This window comes from Martelella radicis, from assembly GCF_014196625.1.
GTDB lineage: Bacteria > Pseudomonadota > Alphaproteobacteria > Rhizobiales > Rhizobiaceae > Martelella > Martelella radicis.
The window spans coordinates 37,595-58,196 of record NZ_JACIDZ010000016.1 but is presented as its reverse complement, the minus strand read 5'-3'; the positions used below and the strand labels follow the sequence as shown (position 1 = coordinate 58,196).

Here is a 20,602-nt window from a genome sequence, read left to right as displayed (position 1 = left end):
CTACGCGGAATGCGAGGAGATTGTGACCGAAAGTGTCGATCAGGATAATAATCCGTCCTTTCGCGAGCTGATCGCAGTTTTTGCCCGCATCGGCTGCCTGTCATTTGGCGGCCCGGCAGGCCAGATTGCGCTGATGCACCGGATCGTGGTCGAGGAGAAAGGCTGGCTTAAGGAAGACCGTTACCTCCATGCGCTGAACTATTGCATGCTGCTGCCGGGGCCGGAAGCGCAGCAGCTTGCCACCTATATCGGCTGGTTGCTTTTTGGCGTGCGTGGCGGCGTTGCGGCGGGTCTTCTGTTCGTCCTCCCGGGGCTTCTCGTCATCATCGCCTTTGCAGCCTCATATGCAGCGCTCGCCGATACGTCGTGGCTTGAGGCTGTCTTCATGGGGCTGAAGGCGGCGGTTCTCGCCATCGTTGTTCAGGCGCTCTGGCGCATGGCGAACAAGTCTCTCAAGGGGCCGGTTTCGGTGGCTTTCGCCGTCATTGCCTTCGTGGCGTTGTTCGTGTTCGGGATCGCATTTCCGATCGTGGTTTTCGCGGCCGGGGTCGGCGGCTACTTTCTGCTGCGCGGCGGTCCCGACGATTGGGATGAAGGCGGGATATCCGCGTCCCCTACGTCGAAGAAGGGGATGCGGGCGATCGGCACGATCATCGTCTGGACGATCATCTGGCTGTTGCCGCTCGGCATCCTTGCCGCATTGGGCGGCGATGGGACGCTTGCCGACATTTTCGGCTTTTTCGTCAAAGTGGCGCTGTTTTCCTTCGGCGGGGCCTATGCCGTGCTCTCCTACGTGGCGCAGGAGGCTGTCACCACCTATCACTGGGTGACGCCTGCGGAAATGCTGGATGGTCTGGCGCTCGCCGAAACCACGCCGGGCCCGCTCGTCCTGGTGCTTTGTTTCGTCGGCTTTCTGGGCGCCTATGCGGTGCCTGCCTTTTCCGCGCCGCTCATCTCCGGGGTGATCGGCGCGCTTTTGACGGCCTGGGCGATCTTCGTGCCCAGTTTCGTCTTCATCTTCGCCGGCGCGCCCTTCATCGAAGAACTCAGAAAGAACCCGGCGCTGACGGGCGCCATGGCTGGCATCGGCGCGGCAATCGTCGGGGTGATCGCAAACCTCTCGCTCTGGTTTGCTTTACATGTGATGTTCGATACCGTGGGGCGCATCGAGCTTTTCGTTCTGCCGCCCTTCATCGATGCCGGGCCGGTCTGGCCGGATTGGTCGAGCCTGCATGGCTGGTCGCTGCTGTTGAGCCTGCTGTCTGCGGTCGCGCTGTTTGCGCTGCGCATCGGCGTCGTGCCGCTTCTTCTTGGCGCTGGACTTGCGGGGCTTGCCATTGCCACCTGGTTATGACCATTAGGGCCGTGAATTCCGCCCAAGACGATCGCCAGACCCCCAAAAGGACATGCCATGCCCCGTTCGATCCCCGCCCTCAGCGCGCTCTATGCCGATTACGACGTGGTGTTGTGTGATGTCTGGGGCGTGCTGCACAACGGCGTGGCAGCCTTCGCCGAGGCGCGGAGCGCCCTCTCGGCGGCGCGCGAAGCGGGCAAGACCGTGATCCTTCTGACCAATTCGCCCCGGCTTTCGCCGGCGGTCGCCAAACAGCTTGCGGCCCTCGAGATATATGACGAAAGTTATGACGGGATCGTCACCTCCGGCGACGTGACGAAGACGCTTGTTGCCGAGGGGCCGCGCAAGCTCTTCCACCTTGGGCCGAAACGCGATACCGGCCTGATCGATGGAACCGGCGCCTCACTCGTCGGCGAGGCGGAGGCCGAGGGCATTCTCTGCACCGGCTTCTTCGATGACGAGACCGAGACGCCGGAAGACTATCGCGACATGCTTGTCAGCTTCAAGGAGCGCGGCGCGCCGCTGATCTGCGCCAATCCGGATCTCGTCGTTACCCGCGGCAACCGGCTGATCCCATGCGCGGGCGCGCTGGCAGCGCTCTATGATGAGCTTGGCGGAGAGACGCGCATTGCCGGTAAGCCGCATACGCCGATCTATGAGGCCGCATTCGAGAAAGCCCGTTCGCTTGCGGGAGAGGTCGACAAGTCCCGTATCCTGGCGATCGGCGACGGCATGCCGACGGATGTGAAGGGCGCGCTCGACTACGGCCTCGACCTCTTGTTCATCGCCGAGGGCATTCATGCAGCCGACTACACGGTCGACGGAAAGGTTGACGAAGCGTTGCTCGATCGGTTCTTGACGGAGAAGAACGCAAAGCCGAAATACTGGATGCCTGACCTCGCATAAGAGCGCCGCAGCCACGTGGACAAAGAGAATGACCGTATTTCACCGCAACGAATTTCGTGAACCCCTGCCTTCCGAACTGAAGGGCGGGGTGGTGGCCATCGGCAATTTCGATGGCGTCCATCGCGGGCACCAGAGCGTGCTGGAACGCGCGCTCGCCATTGCCGAAGAGCGCGGCGTGCCGGCGCTGGTGCTGACATTCGAGCCACATCCGCGTTCCGTCTTCAATCCGAAGGCCCCGGTCTTCCGGTTGACGCCAGCGCCGATGAAGGCGCGGCTTCTGGAGGCGATGGGCTATCATGCCGTCATCGAATATCCCTTCGACCGGACCTTCTCGCAGCGCTCGCCGGAGGAGTTCGTCACAACCGTTCTGATCGACTGGCTTGCCGCAAGCGAAGTCGTTACCGGGTTCGATTTTCATTTCGGTCGCAATCGCGAGGGCGGGCCTGCCTATCTGATGCAGGCGGGAAAGCGCCACGGTTTCGGCGTCACGTTGATGGATGCCTTTCGTGACGAAAACGCCGATGTCGTTTCCTCCAGCCGCATCCGCGATCTTCTGACCCGCGGCGAAGTGGTGGAGGCGTCCAGCCTGCTCGGCTATCGCTACACGGTTTCGGGCGAGGTGATCCATGGCGAGAAACTCGGCCGTACGCTCGGCTTTCCGACTGCCAACATGGCGTTTGATCCGGACGCCAAGCTCAGGCCCGGCATCTACGCCGTGCGCTATCGCCGTCCCGACGGCACGCTGCATGATGGCGTGGCAAGCTTCGGCCGCCGCCCGACCGTGGTGGAAGACGGCAGGCCGCTGCTCGAAACCTATATCTTCGATTTCAAGGGCGATCTCTACGGCGAGACCGGTTCCGTCTCGCTCTTCGGCCGCCTGCGCGATGAGCTGAAGTTCAACGGCCTGGAAGCCCTCGTCGCCCAGATGCACCGCGACGCCGATCAAGCCAAGGCCTTGCTTTCCGCCGTTCAGCCATTCTCGCCGCTGGATGCGAAGATCGCGTTTTAACTTGACCATGTAGACGTTTTTGCAATTCGCCCTTCCCTGTCCCCGACAACCCTCTTTTCATCCCGGCCAAAAAGCCGTAAAGACGGCCCCATGATGACTGGGATACGGTTTCGCATCATTCGAATTATCGGCCCGGCTTTCCGCGCAGCCTGATTTGAGGCGCCGGAAGGTCCGGGATTTTGGCGTTTTCACGCCCCTGCCACCGACAGTTTCCCCAAAGACTTGCGAAAGCTCGCCACACGGCGCCGCACCAGAGAAAAAGCCGCGAAACCATGAGCGACACAAAAGACACGATCGACTATTCCGAAACACTCTATCTGCCGAAGACGGATTTCCCGATGCGCGCGGGCCTTCCCAAGAAGGAGCCCGAGCTCGTCGCCCGCTGGGAGGAGATCAATCTTTACAAGAAGATGCGCGAGGACGCCGCCGGCCGCGAGAAATTCGTGCTGCATGACGGCCCGCCCTATGCCAACGGCAACATCCATATCGGCCATGCGCTGAACAAGATCCTGAAGGACGTGATCACCCGTTCCTTCCAGATGCGCGGTTACGATTCCAACTATGTGCCGGGCTGGGATTGCCATGGCCTGCCGATCGAATGGAAGATCGAGGAAGCCTACCGCGCCAAGGGCCAGAACAAGGACGAGGTGCCGATCAACGAATTCCGCCAGGAATGCCGCGACTTCGCCCAGCACTGGATCGACGTGCAGACGGCGGAATTCAAGCGGCTCGGCATCGAGGGCGATTTCGAAAAGCCCTACACGACCATGGCGTTTCATGCCGAGGCGCGGATCGCCGGCGAACTCCTGAAGATCGCGAAATCCGGCCAACTCTATCGCGGCTCCAAGCCGGTGATGTGGTCGGTGGTCGAGCGCACGGCGCTGGCCGAGGCGGAAGTCGAATATCACGAGGTCCAGTCGGACACGATCTGGGTGAAGTTTCCGGTGGTCGAGGCGAGTGTCAACGAAGCTCGCCGCCTCAACGACCCAGATAAGGCTTCCGAACGTTTGGCTCAGCTCAAGTCAGCTTTTGTCCTTATCTGGACTACCACTCCTTGGACGATACCCGGCAACCGTGCCATCAGTTATTCGCCAAACGTAGCGTATGGGCTTTACGAGGTCACGGCTGCAGAAAACGAGTATGGGCCGCAACAGGGAGAGCGCGTTGTTTTGGCAAATAGCCTTTATGAGGAGTGCGCAGCCAAAGCTAAAGTCAAGTTGGAGATGCTTACCCATCTCGAATCCGATGAAGTCGCGAGTATCACATGTGCTCATCCGCTCGCAGCTCTAGGCTACAATTTCGAAGTACCGTTGCTAGCTGGAAACCATGTGACCGATGATGCCGGTACGGGCTTTGTCCACACCGCGCCCGGCCACGGTCGCGAGGACTTTGATGCCTGGATGGACCGTGCCCGCGACCTCGAAGCGCGCGGCGTCTCGCCGAAAATCCCTTTCACGGTGGGAGACGATGGCTTCTACACCGACGAGGCACCGGGCTTCGGCCCCTCGGCTGAAGGCGGGGCTGCCCGCGTCATGGACGACAATGGCAAGAAGGGCGATGCGAACGACCGCGTCATCAAGGCGCTGATCGCCGCCGATCGCCTGTTTGCCCGTGGCCGGATCAAGCACGACTATCCGCATTCCTGGCGATCGAAAAAGCCGGTCATCTTCCGCAACACGCCGCAATGGTTCGTCTATATGGACAAGGACCTCGGCGATGAGACGACGCTGCGCTCCCGCGCCCTTTCGGCGATCGACGATACGCGCTTCGTGCCGGCCGCCGGCAAGAACCGCCTGCGCGGCATGATCGAGGGCCGGCCCGACTGGGTGCTGTCGCGTCAGCGCGCCTGGGGCGTTCCGATCTGCATCTTTGCCGACAAGGCCGGTGAAGTGCTGGTGGACGAGGCTGTCAACGGCCGCATCCTCGAGGCCTTCGAAAAGGAAGGGGCGGACGCCTGGTTTGCCGAAGGCGCGCGCGAGCGCTTCCTTGGAAGCCGGGCGAACGAGGAATGGGAGATGGTCACCGACATCCTCGATGTCTGGTTCGACTCGGGCTCGACCCATTCCTTCGTCCTGGAAGACCGCCCGGACCTGAAATGGCCGGCCGATGTCTATCTCGAAGGTTCCGACCAGCATCGCGGCTGGTTCCATTCCTCGCTGCTGGAAGGTTGCGCCACGCGCGGCCGCGCGCCCTACAACGCCGTCGTCACCCACGGGTTCACGATGGACGAGCAGGGCCGCAAGATGTCGAAATCGCTCGGCAATACCGTGGTCCCGCAGGACGTGATGGCCAAATCCGGCGCCGATATCCTGCGGCTGTGGGTCATGACCACGGATTACTGGGAAGACCAGCGTCTCGGCGAAACGATCATCAAGACCAATGTCGACACCTATCGCAAGCTTCGCAATACGCTGCGCTGGATGCTCGGCACGCTTGCCCATGACGAGGGCGAGGACATCGCGATCGCCGAGATGCCGGAGCTGGAGCGGCTGATGCTGCACCGGCTGGCCGAACTCGATCAGCTCGTGCGCAAGGGCTATGACGACTTCGAGTTCAAGAAGATCGCCCGCGCGCTGACGGATTTCGCCAATATCGAATTGTCGGCGTTCTACTTCGACGTCCGCAAGGATGCGCTTTACTGCGATGCGCCGTCCTCGCTGCGTCGTCGTTCGGCCCTCGTCGTCATCCGCAGGCTGTTCGATTGCCTGGTGACCTGGCTTGCGCCGATGCTGCCGTTCACCATGGAAGAGGCCTGGCTTTCGCGCAATCCGGAGGCCGTTTCTGTTCATCTGGAGCAGTTCCCGACGGTGCCGGCTGACTGGAAGGACGAGGCGCTTGCGGCCAAGTGGCTGAAGGTCCGCGAGGTCCGCAAGGTCGTCACCGGCGCGCTGGAGGTCGAACGTCGAGACAAGCGGATTGGTTCATCGCTGGAAGCGGCTCCGGTCGTCTACGTCAACGACAAGGCGCTTCTGGCAGCACTTGATGACCGCGATTTCGAGGAGATCTGCATCACCTCGGCGATCACGGTGAAGGAAGGCGAGGGGCCGGAAGAGGCTTTCCGCCTGTCGGAGGTCGCCAATGTCGCCGTCGTGCCCGCTCTTGCGGAGGGTCGCAAATGCGCCCGCTCCTGGCGGATCACCGATGATGTCGGCTCGGATCCCGATTTTCCGGATGTCTCCGCGCGCGATGCGGCGGCATTGCGGGAACTGGCCGGCAAGGCCTGAACGAAACAGGCGGCCGGGCGAAATTTCGTCCGGCTGCAATTTTCAGGGCGAATTGCGAAAACGGCCGTTCTGCGGTAGGAATGTCGCGTTTTCGCCGGATTTGTCGTCGAATGATGGCGGATTGCCTTAAGAGTTGAATGGCCCAGCGGTGCTGGAACGCGGATACCGGTCTCCGTCCGGGCGCGTCAAGGAAAGAACGAGATCACCTTGCGGTTTCAACGGCCGCCTGGCGATCGAAGGAGTGGTAGTAGAGCGCATGACTTTTGTTCCCCGTTCGATGAAAATCGCACTCGCCCTGGCGGGCGTTGCGTCGCTCGCCTCCTGCATCAGTGCGCCGACCTACGGAACCGGCACATCCGCCACAACCCAGCTTGTCGAGGATCTCGGCGAAGCCGTTCTGGTGATCAATCCCGATCAGCCCGATATCGATTACGAGCCGCGTCCCGAACTGGTCAAGCCGACCAGCAGCACTGCCGGCCGGACGCTGGTGCCGCCGCAGAAGTCGGTGGCCTCAGCCGATAATCCGAACTGGATCGAATCGCCGGAAGAGCAGCGCGAACGCGTTTATCAGGAAATCGAGGACAATGAGGACAACCCGTTCTACAAGTCGCCGCTTGTCGGCAGTGGTTCGGGACAGTTGACCGAGAAGGAACAGCTTGAGGCCTTCCGCAAGGCGCGCGCCGAAGCCAATTCAATCGACATCAGCCAGCGGCGTTACCTGATCGATCCGCCCGAGGAATATCGCACGCCATCCAGCCCGGACGCGCTGAGCGATCTCGGCGAGCCCGAGCGCGCCAAGGAACGCCGCCGCCAGAAGCTGGCCGAGGGCAAGGACCCGGACCGCTGCTTCCTGTTCCTGAACTGCAACAGCGGCAAGACGGACGACTTCCTCGAATCATCGAAGAACGCCGGCCAGTAGGACTTATTTCGAGGGGATACGATGACCTACACGATCCGTCCGGCGGAGCGCGCTGACGCCGCGACCATCTACCGCTTTGTCTGCGAACTGGCCGAATTCGAGAAGGCGCTGGACAAGGTCGAGACCACCGAGGAAGGCCTCGCCGAGGCGATCTTCGGCGATGGCTCCGTGACCGGCGGCCTGATCGCCGAGATCGATGGCAAGCCCGCCGGTTTCGCGGTCTATTATTATACCTTCTCCACCTGGCAGGGCCGCAACGGCATCTATCTGGAAGACCTGTACGTGTCGCCGGAATTTCGCGGCAACGGGCTGGGCAAGGCGCTGATGCGCGCGGTCGCCGAGGTCGCCGTCGCGAAGAATTGCGGCCGCATGGAGTGGAGCGTGCTTGACTGGAATGTCGATGCGATCCGCGTTTACGACGCGGTTGGCGGCAAGCCGCAGAGCGAATGGATCCGCTACCGGCTGGAAGACGAGACGCTTTCCGCCTTTGCCGGCCGGTGAGGCTTATCGGCGCTCGTTGAAGAAATCCTTCAGAAGCGCGGCGGCGCGGGTTTCGGAAAAGCCGGAATAGACGTCCGGTCGATGATGGCAGGTCGGCTGGTCGAAGAAGCGGCCGCCGTGATCGACGCCGCCACCCTTGGGGTCCGCCGCGCCATAGTAAAGCCGTTCGACGCGGGCGAACGAGATCGCCGCCGCGCACATGGCGCAGGGCTCGAGCGTCACATAGAGATGCGCGCCGGGAAGCCGTTCCGAGCCGAGCCTCTCGCAGGCGGCGCGGATGGCAAGCACTTCGGCATGGGCCGTCGGATCGTTCAGTTCGCGCGTGCGGTTGCCGGCAGAGGCGATGACCGCGCCGTCAAGTGCGATGACGGCGCCGATCGGCACCTCGCCGCGCGCGCCCGCACTTTCGGCTTCGGCCAGCGCAAGTGCCATGAAATCGAGGCGCTCGGCCATTTTGACAAGTTTCCTCTTAACCAATTCTTCCTGTCCTGTTAGAGCGTTTCTTTCCCGAATAGAAGCGTTCCGGCGGACAGGGATCAACAGGCAAAGCGATATGAACCAGAAAGACAAATTCCCCAAACGCGGCGGAAAGCCCCAGGGCAAGCCTGACCGCAAGCCCGCGCCGGCCAAGGACGCGCCCAAGGTTGCGACGGAAGAACAGGCCCCGGAGCGCATCGCCAAGCTCTTGGCGCGCGCAGGCGTTGCCTCGCGTCGCGACGCGGAACGGATGATCCTCGACGGACGGGTGAAGGTCAACGGCAAGACGCTCGAAAGCCCGGCTCTGAACGTGACGCTTGCCGACAAGATCGAGGTCGATGGCGAGGAAATTCGCGGCATCGAGCGCACGCGGCTGTGGATCTATCACAAGCCCGGCGGCCTCGTGACCACCAATTCCGATCCCGAAGGCCGGCCGACGGTCTTCGAAAAGCTGCCGAAGGACCTGCCGCGCGTCATCTCGATCGGCCGCCTCGACATCAACACCGAGGGTCTTCTTCTCCTGACCAATGACGGCGGCCTGGCCCGCGTTCTGGAACTGCCGGCGACCGGCTGGCTGCGCCGCTACCGCGTGCGCGCCCACGGCCGGATCACGCAGGAGGACCTCGACAAGCTGAAAGACGGCATTGCCGTTGACGGCGTGCTCTACGGCGCGATCGACGCGACGCTGGACCGCGAGCAGGGATCCAATGTCTGGATCACCATGGGGCTGCGCGAAGGCAAGAACCGCGAGATCAAGAACGTGCTCGGCGCGCTCGGTCTCGAAGTCTCCCGCCTGATCCGCATTTCCTACGGACCTTTCCAGTTGGGCGAGCTTGCCGAGGGCAATGTGCTGGAAGTGCGCGGCCGCACGCTGCGCGAACAGCTCGGGCCCCGCCTGATCGAGGAAGCCGGCGCCAATTTCGACGCGCCGCTTTACCATGACGGCGAGGCCGCCGTGCCGAAGCCGGCTGAGGCCGAAGCGCCGAAGCGGGCGCCGCGCCGGGAAAAGCTTGACCGGCAGGAGCGCGCCGAACGCGGCCGCGACCGGCTCGATACCAAGCGCAAGGGCGAGGAAAAGCCCATCCGCGATGTCGAGCGCAATACCCGCTCCGCCAATGTGTGGATGGCGTCGGGCGCCCGTCCGCTCGGTCCGAAGGCCAAGAAGAAGGCCGAGGACAAGGCCCGTGAGGATGCCCGCCGCGACGCCCGCAAGGATTCACGCCGCCGCGACGAGGGCGACAGCCCGCGCGGCGCGCGCCCGGCAGGCGGCAAGGGACCGAGGGGCGGCGCCAAGCCTTCCGGCGGCAAACCCGGCGGCGGTTTCGCCAAGGGACCGCGCAAGCCGCGCGCCGAGGGCGATGCGGCGGCCGGTAGCGAGAAGCGTTTCTCCGGGCCGAAGCGTCCAGCCGGTGAAGGCCGGCCTCCGCGCGGTGAAGGCCGCCCGGCAGGTGGGCGTCCTTCGGGCGACAAGCGCGCCGCACGTCCCGACAACGGCAAGCGTGGCAAGCCGGAGGGAAATAACCGGCCACGCGGTGGCGCAGGCGGCAAGGGGCCTAGGGGCAATGCGGATCGTCGGCGGTGAGTTTCGCGGGCGCACGCTCGCAGCTCCAAAGACCTCTGAGATAAGGCCGACGACGGATCGCACCCGCGAAAGCCTGTTCAACATTCTGGCGCATGCATATCCAGACGCCGTTGAGGGCGCGCGGCTACTGGAACTGTTCGCAGGCACCGGCGCGGTCGGGCTTGAAGCCCTGTCGCGCGGCGCCCGGGCAGCACTCTTCGTGGAAAACAGCGTCGAGGGCCGAGGGCTGCTCTGGTCCAATATCGAAGCGCTCGGGCTTCAAGGCCGCACCCGCATCATGCGACGGGATGCAACGAAGCTCGGCAGCGTCGGCAAGCTGGAGCCCTATGATCTGCTGTTTGCCGACCCGCCCTATGGTAAGGGGCTCGGCGAAAAAGCGATTGCGGCGGCCGGAGAGGGCGGCTGGTTGAAACCGGATGCGCTCGTCATTCTGGAAGAGACGGACGAAGTCAGCCCTGCGCTTCCGTCGACATTCGCTGCGATCGAAGAGCGCGAATTCGGCGATACGCGCATGCATTTCTACCGGTACCAGCCCTAGGCTTTCAAAGCGCGCTGTGCGGCAGGACGAAGGTCGTGCCGTCCGTTGGCGTCTGGTTGACGGAAAGCCGTGCGCCGAAGACGGCGTAGAGATTATCGTCGGTCAGCACATCCTTTGGCGTACCGGCAGCCGCCACGCTTCCATCCTTCATCAGGACGATCCGGTCGGCGAAAAGCGCCGTCAGGTTGAGATCGTGCATGACGGCGATGACGCCGCCGCCGGCGCGGCAGAAACTCTGCGCAAGGCGCATGATCGCCAACTGGTGGAGAATGTCGAGGCTTGCCACCGGCTCGTCGAGGAGCAGCCAGCGCGGCGCGCCGTCGGCGACCGGCGCCTCGATCTGGCACAACACGCGGGCAAGCTGGACGCGCTGCTGCTCGCCGCCGGAAAGCTCCTGATAGAAGCGACCCTCGAAGCCGTTGAGATCGACGGCCTTCAGGGCCCTGGCCATGGTCTGCCGGTCGGCTTCGCCTGCGCGGTGGCTGCGGCCGGAAAGCCCCATGCGCAGCACTTCGGTCACGGTGAAGGGGAAGGCGAGGTTGGACGCCTGTGGCAGCACGCCGCGCAGTTCCGCAAGCTGCCAGGGCGCAAGCGCTGCGATATCCGCGCCGTTGATGGCGACATTGCCGCTCCCGGGCTTCAGGTCGCCGGAGATCGCCTTCAGCGTTGTCGTCTTGCCGGAGCCGTTCGGGCCGCAGATGGCTGTCAGTTGGCCGGCGCGCGCCTCGAGCGAAACGTCGTTGAGGACCGGGCGGCCCGAAAGCGCCACGGAGATCCGGGAGGTGGTGATCATGGTCATGCGGTCACAGATTGAGGCGCGAGCGGTTCTTCAAGAGGATCCACAGGAAGAAGGGGCCGCCGGCGGTTGCGGTGATGATGCCGATCGGCAGTTCGGCGGGCGCGACGATGGTGCGCGCGAACAGATCGGCCAGCACCAGAAGCGCGCCGCCGAGAAGGGCGGAGGCCGGCAGAAGGTAGCGATGGTCCGGGCCGATGACGAGGCGCAGGAGATGCGGCACGACGATGCCGACAAAGCCGATGCCGCCGGAAACGGCAACGCCCGCGCCGGTCGCGGCCGCCACCGCGACAATGGTAATGTTCTTCAGCCGCTGCACGGGAATGCCGATGTGATAGGCCGTTGCCTCGCCGAGCGTGATGGCGTTGAGCCCGCGCGCCATGAAGGGCAGAACGGCGAAGGCCGCCAGCATGATCGGCGCGATCGCCCAGATCTTGGTCCAGGTCGCGCCCGCAAGCGATCCCATCGACCAGAAGGTCAGGTCGCGCAATTGCTGGTCATTGGCAAGATAGACGAGAAAACCCGTGGCCGCGCCCGCAAGCGCCGAAAGCGCGATGCCGGCGAGCAACATGGTGGCGACCGAGGTCTGCCCGTGCCGGGTCGCGATCCGGTAGAGAATCAGCGTCGTCGCCAGCCCGCCGAGAAATGCGGCGGCGGGCAGGGCGTAAAAGCCCAGAAGATTGGTCAGCGGCGCGGCAACCGTGCCGCCAAGCACGATCATCACCACCGCGCCGAGGCCGGCGCCGGCGGAGACGCCGACAAGGCCGGGGTCCGCCAGCGGATTGCGGAAGAGGCCCTGCATGGCCGTGCCGCAGACCGCGAGTGACGCCCCCACCAGAAAGCCCATGATGGCGCGGGGCAGGCGGATGTCGAAGACGATGATGCGGTCGCGGGCGGCAAGCGCATCATCCGCATTGCCGGTGAGGATCGCCCGGCCGACATCGAAGACCGAGGCATCCGAGGCGCCGTTGGCCACGGAGATCAGAACCGCGAAGACGGAGGCCACGGCAAGCACCATGATGGTGAAGACCGCGACATGTGAGCGGTCGCCGCTTTCGCGCCAGTTGAGCCGCCTTCCGGCCGAGGTCAGTGTGTCGATCACCACCATGCCTGTCTTAGTCTCCGTAAATTTCCGCCGTCAGCTTCGAAAGGTTCTCGCCGAAGCGCGGGCCGAAATTCATCATGCCGACCGGATCGATGCGGTAGATCGCCATGGCCTCGCCAGCCGGCGTCAGGGCCAGGGCCGGCTGGGATGCGATATCCTCGTTTTTCGGCACATGATTTCCGGCAGCGCCATCCATCAGCAGGATGACATCGGGGGCAGCCTCGATCACGGCTTCATCGGACAGCGTCTTGTAGCCGGCAAAATCACCAAAGGCGTTTTCAAGACCTGCGGCTTCGATCACGCCATTGGCGGCCGTGCCCGTGCCGGAGCCCATCACCTTGCCGCCGCGCAGGCTGAGGATGAAGATCGCGCTTTTCGTCTCTTCGGGATCGCGGGCGGCGTTTTTGGCGAGAACCGGATCCAGCTCCGCCGCAATCTCATCAGCGAGGGTCTGGGCTTGGTCCTCACGGCCAAGCAGCTTGCCGATGGTCGTGACCTTCTCGATGATGCCGTCGCGGCTATAGTCCTCCGGCACGAAGGCGAGGTCGACATCGGCCTTCTCCATCACCTCCATGGTTTCCGGCGGACCGGCCCCTTCGATGCTGATGATCGCGGACGGATTGACGGAGAGAATGCCTTCCGGCGAGAGCTGGCGCATATAGCCGATATCGGGCAGCGCGAGCGCTTCCGGCGGATAGGTGCTGGTCGTATCGCGGCCGATCACGGCATCGCCTGCGCCGAGCGCATAGACGATCTCGGTGACCGAGCCGCCGATGGTGACGATGGCCGACGTGTCGTCAAGCGGCTCGACGGCGGATGCCGTCGTGGCGCCGGCCAGAAGCAAGCCGGCGAGGAGGGGCGCGGTTTTGAGCGCGGATGAGATGGCAGACATGGTTCTCCTCAGGCGGCTGCGGTTTCGCTGTGGCGCGGCAGGCTTTCGGCAAGTTCGCGCCAGGCCGGGCGTTCGGCATAGCCCTCGAGGCGCTTGCCGAAGAACTGGATGATCATCTCGCCTGCCGCATTGAAGGCCTCGACCGAGGTCACATGGCCGTCGCTCGTCGGCTTGCGCACCAGCCAGGTTTCGGCAATGTGGTCGCGGCGCAGATGAAGATGGAAGGTCGGGTCCATGACGTTGATCCACGGTCCCATCTCGACGATCTTCTTCACCGGGCCGGAATGGATTTGCACGATGCCGTTGTTGGAAACAAAGGCCATGATCGGCAGGTCTTCGATCTTCGATGCGCCGTGCAGCATCGTGCCGACCGCATCATCGGCAAGGCGGAAGGCGTAGTCGTCGCCGACCGTCGAAATCGCCGTCTGGCGGTGGACCTTCAAGTCATTCAGCATGCCGAAGAACTGATGCGTGTCGGTCAGCGCCGTCCAGCGGTCGCGCAAGAGTTCGACATCGACGGCCTGAGGGTCTCGGGCGTGGTCTGCGTCGTGGGCCTTGATCTCGCCTGTCTCGATCGCCTGGCTGTCGTCATCAAGCTTGTGGGCCTCGACGAAGGCGCGATAGGCCTCGACATTGGATTTCGGACGCCAGTGCAGCTTGAACACGGCCGCGCCGCTGGCATCGAAATACTGCAGGCTCAGCTTTTCATGGCCCTCGTCATCCGTCTTGGTCACGGCGAAGGCGTGGACCCAACGGTTCGGAAATATCCGGAGGTCGATGTTCTCGCCCAGCACGATCGCGGCCTTCTTGCCGTTCTTGATGTTCTCGAAAACGCCGATCTTCTCATGCACCGCGCTCTCGTTGCGCGACAGCGCCATGATCTCGCCGAAGCCTTCGGCATGCGCCAGAAGGTGGGCAGGTTCGGGAGAGATGCGGGTTGCCGTGATGCCGACTTCGGCGGCAACGAGTTCTGCTTCGGAAATGCCGAGCTGCGAAGCGATATCGCGCTCGCGCATTTTCGGGTTGTCGCGGCGAAAGGCGCGGATCTCTTCGGGTGTCATGGTCGTCATCGGTCTCATCTCGTCTGGTCTACTTGTTCAAAATAAGCTTGCCCTGGCGGGTGATTTTCATGCGGTAATCGGCGCCCTGGTGGCGAATGATGACCTCATTGCCGCCTTTGAAGAGCGTCTCGCTTTGAAGCACCGGTGCGCTGTTTTCGCTTGCCTCGGCCCGTGCGGTCGTCTTGTCGTCACTCATCCTGATCGATATTGTCTTCTCGTGTTAAAACTTGAATCTTCGAATCCGGTTTTATAAGTTGACTCTATTAGTCACCTTTGTCTATCCACGCAATAGACGTTTTCCGAAGTGAGCGGTAGGATGACGCGTCACGGAGCACCCTGCGTGTTGCCCCTTACTTCCGATCTGAAACCGCCGGAGATTTGAGAAATGAAAATTTTCCCATGCGCCGCCGCCGCGCTTTTCGTCATGTCGCAGCCGCTGCTGGCTCAGGACACTGCCGCCAGCGATGCCGCGATGCCGGCCGACGAGACCGCAGGTCTGTCGATTTCGCTCAATGCGCTTGATACGACCGACAATGGCTGCAAGCTCACCTTTCTGGTGGAAAACAACCTGTCGGAGCCGATTAACAGCCTGCAGGCCGAGGTGGCGCTGTTCGACACCGACGGTATTGTCGACCGCTTGACCATGCTCGATTTTCTTTCTCTGCCAGCCGGGAAGATGCGGGTGCGCCAGTTCGAACTGCCGGGAGAAGGCTGCGATGCTCTGGGCGGGCTGCTTCTCAATGACCTCAAGGTCTGCGACGTGGCCGGAGCCGATTGCATGGCGGAGCTCAAGACCGGATCAAAAGCAGGTATTCCCTTCGACGGCTGAGCCCCTTGACGAGACACTGCGCTCTTTGCGCCAAGACCAATAAGACACGCTGAAACGAAGCTGCCGATGACGGATGACAGGGCGATGTTTGCTTTTGGGTTGCCAGGCGGCGTCCGCGACGCGGAACCGGTGGAGCCCGATTTCCGGGCCGAAGCCGGCCCGGCGGGACATGCGCCTGCTGTCGTCCCACCCGGCAGAAAGCCTGTCGATCTCGATGCCATCGTTCTCGAGCTCAAGGCGGCGGCGGGCGTCTTCGCCGCGCCGGAGCCCGGGGCGAGCGATGTTGAGGAACGCGGGCCGGAGCTTGGCGCCGATGAGGCGGATCTCGGCAGCGTGACCCTGCCGCGCATTGCCGGTGCTTCCGCCAAAGCGGAAAGCGGCAGGCGTCTGCCCATGGCGGCGCTTGCCTCGATCCTCGTTCACAGCGTGGCTTTCGCCATGGCGCTTCATGTCGCCGAAATCATCCCCGAGGCGCCAGCCGAAGAAGGGGGCGCCGTGGTCAGCGTCGTCATGCTCGGTAACGGCGATGTCGATGCGGCGGCAAGCGGCGTGGAGAATGCCGAACCCATACAGGTCGAAGCAGAGACCGTTCCGGTGGGGCAGGCGACCGCAAGCGAACCCGAGGCGCTGAGACCCGCGGTCACGGAGCCGCCGCCTGAGGCCTCGCCGGCCGAGCAGGCGCCACCGGTCGAGACGCTCGCCGCGCCCCGACCGGTGGCCGAACAGGCTTTGGCTCCACCGGTCGAAACTGCGGCTTCTCTTCCGGTCGAGCCTACCGAATCGGCGCCTGCCGCTGCGCTTTCAAGTCCGCTGCCGGACGTGCTCGCCGTCGCGCCGAGCGAAGCTGCGTCTCCTGATCAGGCGCCGGCTGCTGCGCCCGTTCTGTCCGAGCAGGCGCCGCCACCGGAGGCGGAAGCGGCCGAGGCGGTCGAAATCGCGCAAGCCGCCATGCCCGAGGCCGCCGACGCGCCGCCGCCGGAGGCAAGCGCGCTGACGCCGCCGCAGCAGGAGACGCTGCCGCTTGCCGCTCAGGCGCCCGAGACCGAGACGATCACGGCGCAGGAAGATGATCCCGATCTTGCCTATGACATCGCTCCGCCGATCCCCGAACCCTCGCCGTGGCAATCGGAGCCCCTTCCCGAAGACCAGGTGGCGACGCGCCAGGCGGAGGCCGAGCGCGCGCGCGAGCGCACACGGACTGTCGAGCGCCAGTCTTCCGGTTCAGGCGGGCAGTCGACGAACGATGCGCGCCGGGGCTCCGTCAGCGGCACATCGGAGCGCGGCGCGAGCCAGGCCGCCGATGCGCGTAGCGGCGCGTCCGGCAACGGTGCTGCGGCAATGGCCAATTATGCGGGAAAGGTGCGGGCGCGGCTTGCCCGTGCGGTTTCGTCCGAACGCTATTATCGTGGCCTCGGTCCGTTGACGGCGACGGTGGTCGTGCGCGTCTCGCTTGACCGCTCGGGCAATATCACGTCCCTGTCGCTTGCGCGCTCTTCCGGAAATGCCAAGGTCGATGCGGTCGTTCTGCAGCGCGCGCGCGCAGCCGGCTCTTTCGGGCCGTTCCCGGCAAGCTATTCGGGTTCCGGGAAAAGCTTCAGCCTGCCGATCAATCTCACCCTGCGCCGCTAGAGTATCCGTTTTATTCAAGCAGAAGCATCCGCCGGCGCAAGTGGATCAAAATCAAAAGAAAAACGGGCTTGCGTTTCCGCGAGAACCGGAACCCTATGTGGTGCCGATTGTGCGCTGCAGGCCCTGCAGCGCCGGCTGATAGTTCGGGTTCAGCCTCTTGGCTTGCTGATAGTAGGAGGCCGCCTTGGTGAAGTCGCCCTGGCGCTCGAAGATCAGGCCGAGATTGGCCCAGCTCTCGGCATTCTGCTGGTCGAGCGCCAGCGCTTTGTCGAAATCGGCGCGGGCATTCTGGTCGTCGTTCAGCGCCAGATAGGAGACGCCGCGGCCGTTATAGGGCTGGGCAGCCTTCGGCGAGAGCGATATCGCCTTGGAGAAATCGGCGATTGCCAATTCCTGCTGGCCGCGCTGCTGGTAGATCAGGCCGCGATTGTGATAGGCGCGCGCGTCCGTCGTGTTCAACTGGATGGCGCGGCTGAAATCGTTGAACGCGTCGTTTTGCTGGCCGGCCTCGCGATAGAGATTGCCGCGCCCGATATAGGCAACGTCGTAGTTCGAGTTGATCTGCAGCGCGCGATTGTAGTCGTTCAGCGCATCCATCCGCTGGCCGAGGCTGCGCTCGATCAGAGCGCGGTTGGCATAGGCCTGATAATAGTTCGGGTTGAGCGCGATCGCCTTGTTGAAGTCTTCCATGGCGCGGCGGTTGTCGCCGGCGCGGCCATAGGCGGCGCCGCGCACATTGTAGCCTTCCGGATCGTTCGGGTTTGCGGCGATCACGTTGGACAGCGATGCGATGTTCTGCTCCGAACCTTGAGTCGCGTCGATCGAGACGACGTTCTGGTTCATCATCTGGGAACTCTGGCAGGCGGCAAGCAGGCTGACAGTCCCGAAGAGCAGGGCGAACCTCAGCTTCCGGCCAGTGCCTGTCATGAATGTGCCAGCAGTCATCTCTGTCATGTCCGTCCCTCGTGTCGTATCGCTTGTCGCGCGCAGATTGCATGCGCGCGGTGATGTGTACCGCCGCAAGGTAAATATCTAGCAAATAAAAAGGCGGGGGCCTACGCTCCCGCCATCACAACATGTTCAATGTGCCGAAATAACGACAATCAGCGCGAAACCAGACCTTCGCGGATGGCGCGCTTGCGGGCCAGCTTGCGAACGCGGCGGATCGCTTCGGCCTTTTCGCGGGCGCGCTTCTGCGAGGGCTTCTCGTAGAAGTCACGCATCTTCATTTCGCGGAAGATGCCTTCGCGCTGCATTTTCTTCTTCAGAGCGCGGAGAGCCTGGTCAACATTGTTGTCGCGGACAAGTACTTGCACGTGTATCCCGTTCCTTAAATTTCGTTGGTCTCGTTAAGCCTGGCAAATACTTGCACGTCAGGCAGTGTTGCTTGTCATTATCGGGTTCTGCCCGACATTTGGCGTCGCGAGTATCAGATTTCGGCGGTGAAGTCCAGCCCCTAGGCGCCTGATATCAGGCGATCAAGCCCAATTTGCCGCGAAACCAATTGCGTCTGCGCGATTGCGCCTCGATAGTCCGGTTTCCCCCGCCACGCAAGCTCGGAAAATTCGATGTCGAACGCAGGTGGCAAAAGCGTCGCAAAAAGGACGTTGCGTCACTTTCCGATTTGCGATTGGTATAGGGTGAGACGCACAAACGCAGCCGGCCCGAGGGAGCATTCAGATGCGCAAATATTCCGTTTTCGCCCTGGCGCGCGAGGCCATGCGCCATCACACCGGCTGGGAGAAGCACTGGACCTCGCCCGAGCCGAAGCCGGAATATGACGTCATCATCATCGGCGGCGGCGGCCACGGCATGGGGGCGGCCTATTATCTCGCCAAGGAGCACGGCATCACCAATATCGCCGTGATCGAAAAGGGCTGGGTCGGCGGCGGCAATACCGGCCGCAACACCACCATCGTGCGTTCCAACTATCTCTATGACGAGAGCATGGACATCTACGAGCACTCGCTGAAGCTCTGGGAAGGCCTCGCGCTCGATCTCAACTACAATGTCATGTATTCGCCGCGCGGCGTGATGATGCTGTCGCATAACGAACATGACCGCCAGTCGTTCAAGCGCCACGTCCACGCCAACCGGCTCTACGGCATCGACAATGAATGGCTGACGCCGGTCCAGGCGAAGGAATACTGTCCGCCGCTCGATATCGCCGCGAGCGCGCGCTATCCGGTCAACGGCGCCGCCCTGCAGCGACGCGGCGGCACGGCCCGTCATGATGCCGTCGTCTGGGGTTATGGCCGCGCGGCCTCCGATCGCGGCGTCCACATCATCCAGAATTGCGAAGTGAAGGGCATTCGTCGCGGGCCGGATGGGGCCGTGACCGGCGTCGAGACTTCGAAGGGCTTTATCGGCGCGAAGAAGATCGGCGTTTCGGCGTCGGGCCACAATTCGGTGGTGATGGCGATGGCCGACGTTAACCTGCCGCTCGAAAGCCAGCCGCTGCAGGCGCTCGTCTCCGAGCCGCTGAAGCCGATCTTCCCCTGCGTCGTCATGTCGAATTCGGTTCATGCTTATATCTCGCAGTCGGACAAGGGCGAACTCGTCATCGGGGCGGGCACCGACCAGTATAACTCCTACTCGCAAACTGGGGGCTTGCAGATCATCACCCACACGCTCGATGCCATCTGCGAACTCTTCCCGATCTTCCGCCGGGTGAAGATGATGCGGCAATGGGGCGGCATTACCGACAATACGCCGGACCGCTCGCCGATTCAGAGCGTGACGCCGGTGCCGGGGCTCTTCGTCAATTGCGGCTGGGGCACAGGCGGTTTCAAGGCGACGCCGGGTTCCGCCCATCTCTTCGCCCATCTGATCGCCAAGGGTGAGCCGCACAAGCTTGCCGAAGGGCTGACGCTTGATCGTTATCGCACCGGCCGCCTGATCGACGAGGCGGCTGCTGCCGCCGTCGCGCATTGAGGCCCGCCATGCTCTGGAGCGTCAACAACAAGACAGAAACGAGCGCAGGCACCGTTGCCTGGGGTTCGGCAGGCGAGGGGCCGCCGCTGGTGCTGGCCCATGGCTGGCCGTGGTCGTCCTTTTCCTGGCACCGGATGATCCTGCCCCTGTCGCGCGCCTATACCTGCTACTGGTACGACATGCCCGGCTTTGGCCGTTCGGCCAAGGACCCCGAGCAGGCGACCGGGCTCGATGTTCAGGGGCGTGTCTTCAAGGAAATGGTTGAGTTCTGGGAACTCGACCGCCCGAGCGTCTTCGCCCATGATTTCGGCGGCGCGGTGACCTTACGCGCCAACCTGCTGCATGATGTTGCCTATACCGACCTCTTGTTGATGAACGTCGTGGCCGTCAGCCCCTGGGGTTCGGAATTCTTCGACCATGTCAGCCGCCATATCGACGCCTTCACGCCGCTGCCGCCGCATATCCATTCGGCGATCGTTGCCGCCTATATCCGCAGCGCGCTGGTGAGCGAGCTCGATGAGCACGAGCTGCACGAACTCGCCTCGCCCTGGCTGACGCCGGAAGGGCAGGCAAGCTTCTACAAGCAGTTCGCCCAGGCCGACGACCGCTTCACCGACGAATTCGCAGACAAGCTGAAGGCAATTGACTGCCCCGTTACCGTGATCTGGGGCGAGAAGGATCCGTGGATCCCGGTCTCGCGCGGTCATCAGCTTGCCGGCGCCATCGGCGTCCAGCTTCAAGCGCTCGAGGGCGTCGGTCATATGCCGCAGCTCGAGGCGCCGCGTCCGCTGCTCGACATGATCCTCTCCTTGCCCGAAGCCCTGCCCGAACTGGAAGGGAACTAGA

General features: G+C 63.2%; 20 protein-coding genes. 12 read left to right on the top strand and 8 right to left on the bottom strand.

All coding sequences use genetic code 11. The features are described from left to right. The first annotated feature begins 22 nt into the window (after positions 1-22). The 6 genes from chrA (at position 23) to GGR30_RS19705 (ending at position 7,913) form a co-directional block, all read left to right on the top strand. Positions 23-1,354, top strand: coding sequence for a chromate efflux transporter (gene chrA / locus GGR30_RS19730; RefSeq protein WP_343066524.1), 1,332 nt, complete (start codon positions 23-25; stop codon positions 1,352-1,354). Between the two features lie 57 nt (positions 1,355-1,411). Next, a complete protein-coding gene (locus GGR30_RS19725) occupies positions 1,412-2,260 on the top strand; it encodes a TIGR01459 family HAD-type hydrolase (RefSeq protein ID WP_183490178.1) in 849 nt (282 codons plus the stop codon). A gap of 28 nt (positions 2,261-2,288) precedes the next feature. After that, positions 2,289-3,269: a bifunctional riboflavin kinase/FAD synthetase gene (locus GGR30_RS19720; RefSeq protein ID WP_183490175.1), complete on the top strand. Its 981-nt coding sequence runs from the start codon at positions 2,289-2,291 to the stop codon at positions 3,267-3,269. 272 nt (positions 3,270-3,541) lie between these two features. Beyond that, positions 3,542-6,493: an isoleucine--tRNA ligase gene (ileS, locus tag GGR30_RS19715; RefSeq protein WP_183490172.1), complete on the top strand. Its 2,952-nt coding sequence runs from the start codon at positions 3,542-3,544 to the stop codon at positions 6,491-6,493. Positions 6,494-6,749: 256 nt separating this feature from the next. Continuing rightward, positions 6,750-7,412, top strand: coding sequence for a hypothetical protein (locus tag GGR30_RS19710; protein ID WP_183490169.1), 663 nt, complete (start codon positions 6,750-6,752; stop codon positions 7,410-7,412). 21 nt (positions 7,413-7,433) lie between these two features. Continuing rightward, positions 7,434-7,913: a GNAT family N-acetyltransferase gene (locus GGR30_RS19705; RefSeq protein ID WP_183490166.1), complete on the top strand. Its 480-nt coding sequence runs from the start codon at positions 7,434-7,436 to the stop codon at positions 7,911-7,913. A 3-nt stretch (positions 7,914-7,916) separates the two neighbouring features. Here GGR30_RS19705 and GGR30_RS19700 read toward each other — a convergent pair whose 3' ends face one another. Beyond that, positions 7,917-8,366, bottom strand: coding sequence for a nucleoside deaminase (locus GGR30_RS19700; RefSeq protein ID WP_183490163.1), 450 nt, complete (start codon positions 8,364-8,366; stop codon positions 7,917-7,919). A 100-nt stretch (positions 8,367-8,466) separates the two neighbouring features. On the opposite strand from GGR30_RS19700, the gene GGR30_RS19695 reads away from it, so the two are divergent. Further along, positions 8,467-9,972 (top strand): pseudouridine synthase, encoded by a 1,506-nt coding sequence (locus GGR30_RS19695; RefSeq protein WP_246414045.1) that lies wholly within the window; start codon positions 8,467-8,469, stop codon positions 9,970-9,972. Continuing rightward, complete coding sequence (gene rsmD, locus GGR30_RS19690; protein ID WP_246414043.1) at positions 9,953-10,510, top strand: 16S rRNA (guanine(966)-N(2))-methyltransferase RsmD; 558 nt, start codon at positions 9,953-9,955, stop codon at positions 10,508-10,510. Before GGR30_RS19695 ends, rsmD begins: the two co-directional genes overlap by 20 nt. Before the next feature lie 4 nt (positions 10,511-10,514). On the opposite strand, the gene GGR30_RS19685 is transcribed toward rsmD, so the two are convergent. Genes GGR30_RS19685 through hemP form a run of 5 tightly spaced genes read right to left on the bottom strand, consistent with a single transcriptional unit; the run spans position 10,515 to position 14,560 of the window. Next, positions 10,515-11,303: a heme ABC transporter ATP-binding protein gene (locus GGR30_RS19685; RefSeq protein WP_183490309.1), complete on the bottom strand. Its 789-nt coding sequence runs from the start codon at positions 11,301-11,303 to the stop codon at positions 10,515-10,517. Between the two features lie 10 nt (positions 11,304-11,313). Next, complete coding sequence (locus tag GGR30_RS19680; RefSeq protein WP_183490157.1) at positions 11,314-12,414, bottom strand: FecCD family ABC transporter permease; 1,101 nt, start codon at positions 12,412-12,414, stop codon at positions 11,314-11,316. A gap of 7 nt (positions 12,415-12,421) precedes the next feature. Then, on the bottom strand, positions 12,422-13,303 hold the full coding sequence (locus tag GGR30_RS19675) for a heme/hemin ABC transporter substrate-binding protein (protein ID WP_183490154.1): 882 nt from the start codon (positions 13,301-13,303) through the stop codon (positions 12,422-12,424). 8 nt (positions 13,304-13,311) lie between these two features. Further along, positions 13,312-14,382: a hemin-degrading factor gene (locus GGR30_RS19670; RefSeq protein WP_183490151.1), complete on the bottom strand. Its 1,071-nt coding sequence runs from the start codon at positions 14,380-14,382 to the stop codon at positions 13,312-13,314. Between the two features lie 10 nt (positions 14,383-14,392). Then, positions 14,393-14,560, bottom strand: a complete 168-nt coding sequence (hemP, locus tag GGR30_RS19665; protein WP_183490148.1) for a hemin uptake protein HemP — start codon at positions 14,558-14,560, stop codon at positions 14,393-14,395. A gap of 189 nt (positions 14,561-14,749) precedes the next feature. Here hemP and GGR30_RS19660 point away from each other — a divergent pair, with 189 nt between their 5' ends. Then, positions 14,750-15,193, top strand: a complete 444-nt coding sequence (locus GGR30_RS19660; protein WP_183490144.1) for a hypothetical protein — start codon at positions 14,750-14,752, stop codon at positions 15,191-15,193. Between the two features lie 66 nt (positions 15,194-15,259). Then, positions 15,260-16,822 (top strand): TonB family protein, encoded by a 1,563-nt coding sequence (locus GGR30_RS19655; protein ID WP_183490141.1) that lies wholly within the window; start codon positions 15,260-15,262, stop codon positions 16,820-16,822. A 93-nt stretch (positions 16,823-16,915) separates the two neighbouring features. On the opposite strand, the gene GGR30_RS19650 is transcribed toward GGR30_RS19655, so the two are convergent. Both GGR30_RS19650 and rpsU read right to left on the bottom strand, forming a co-directional pair. Next, positions 16,916-17,776, bottom strand: a complete 861-nt coding sequence (locus GGR30_RS19650) for a tetratricopeptide repeat protein (RefSeq protein ID WP_183490138.1) — start codon at positions 17,774-17,776, stop codon at positions 16,916-16,918. Between the two features lie 149 nt (positions 17,777-17,925). Beyond that, positions 17,926-18,138, bottom strand: coding sequence for a 30S ribosomal protein S21 (gene rpsU / locus GGR30_RS19645; protein WP_024710130.1), 213 nt, complete (start codon positions 18,136-18,138; stop codon positions 17,926-17,928). A gap of 364 nt (positions 18,139-18,502) precedes the next feature. On the opposite strand from rpsU, the gene GGR30_RS19640 reads away from it, so the two are divergent. Both GGR30_RS19640 and GGR30_RS19635 read left to right on the top strand, forming a co-directional pair. Continuing rightward, on the top strand, positions 18,503-19,756 hold the full coding sequence (locus tag GGR30_RS19640; protein ID WP_183490135.1) for a sarcosine oxidase subunit beta family protein: 1,254 nt from the start codon (positions 18,503-18,505) through the stop codon (positions 19,754-19,756). 8 nt (positions 19,757-19,764) lie between these two features. Then, positions 19,765-20,601 carry an alpha/beta fold hydrolase gene (locus tag GGR30_RS19635; RefSeq protein ID WP_183490132.1) on the top strand — a complete coding sequence of 279 codons (837 nt, stop codon included), beginning with the start codon at positions 19,765-19,767 and terminating at the stop codon, positions 20,599-20,601. Position 20,602: the final 1 nt, after the last annotated feature.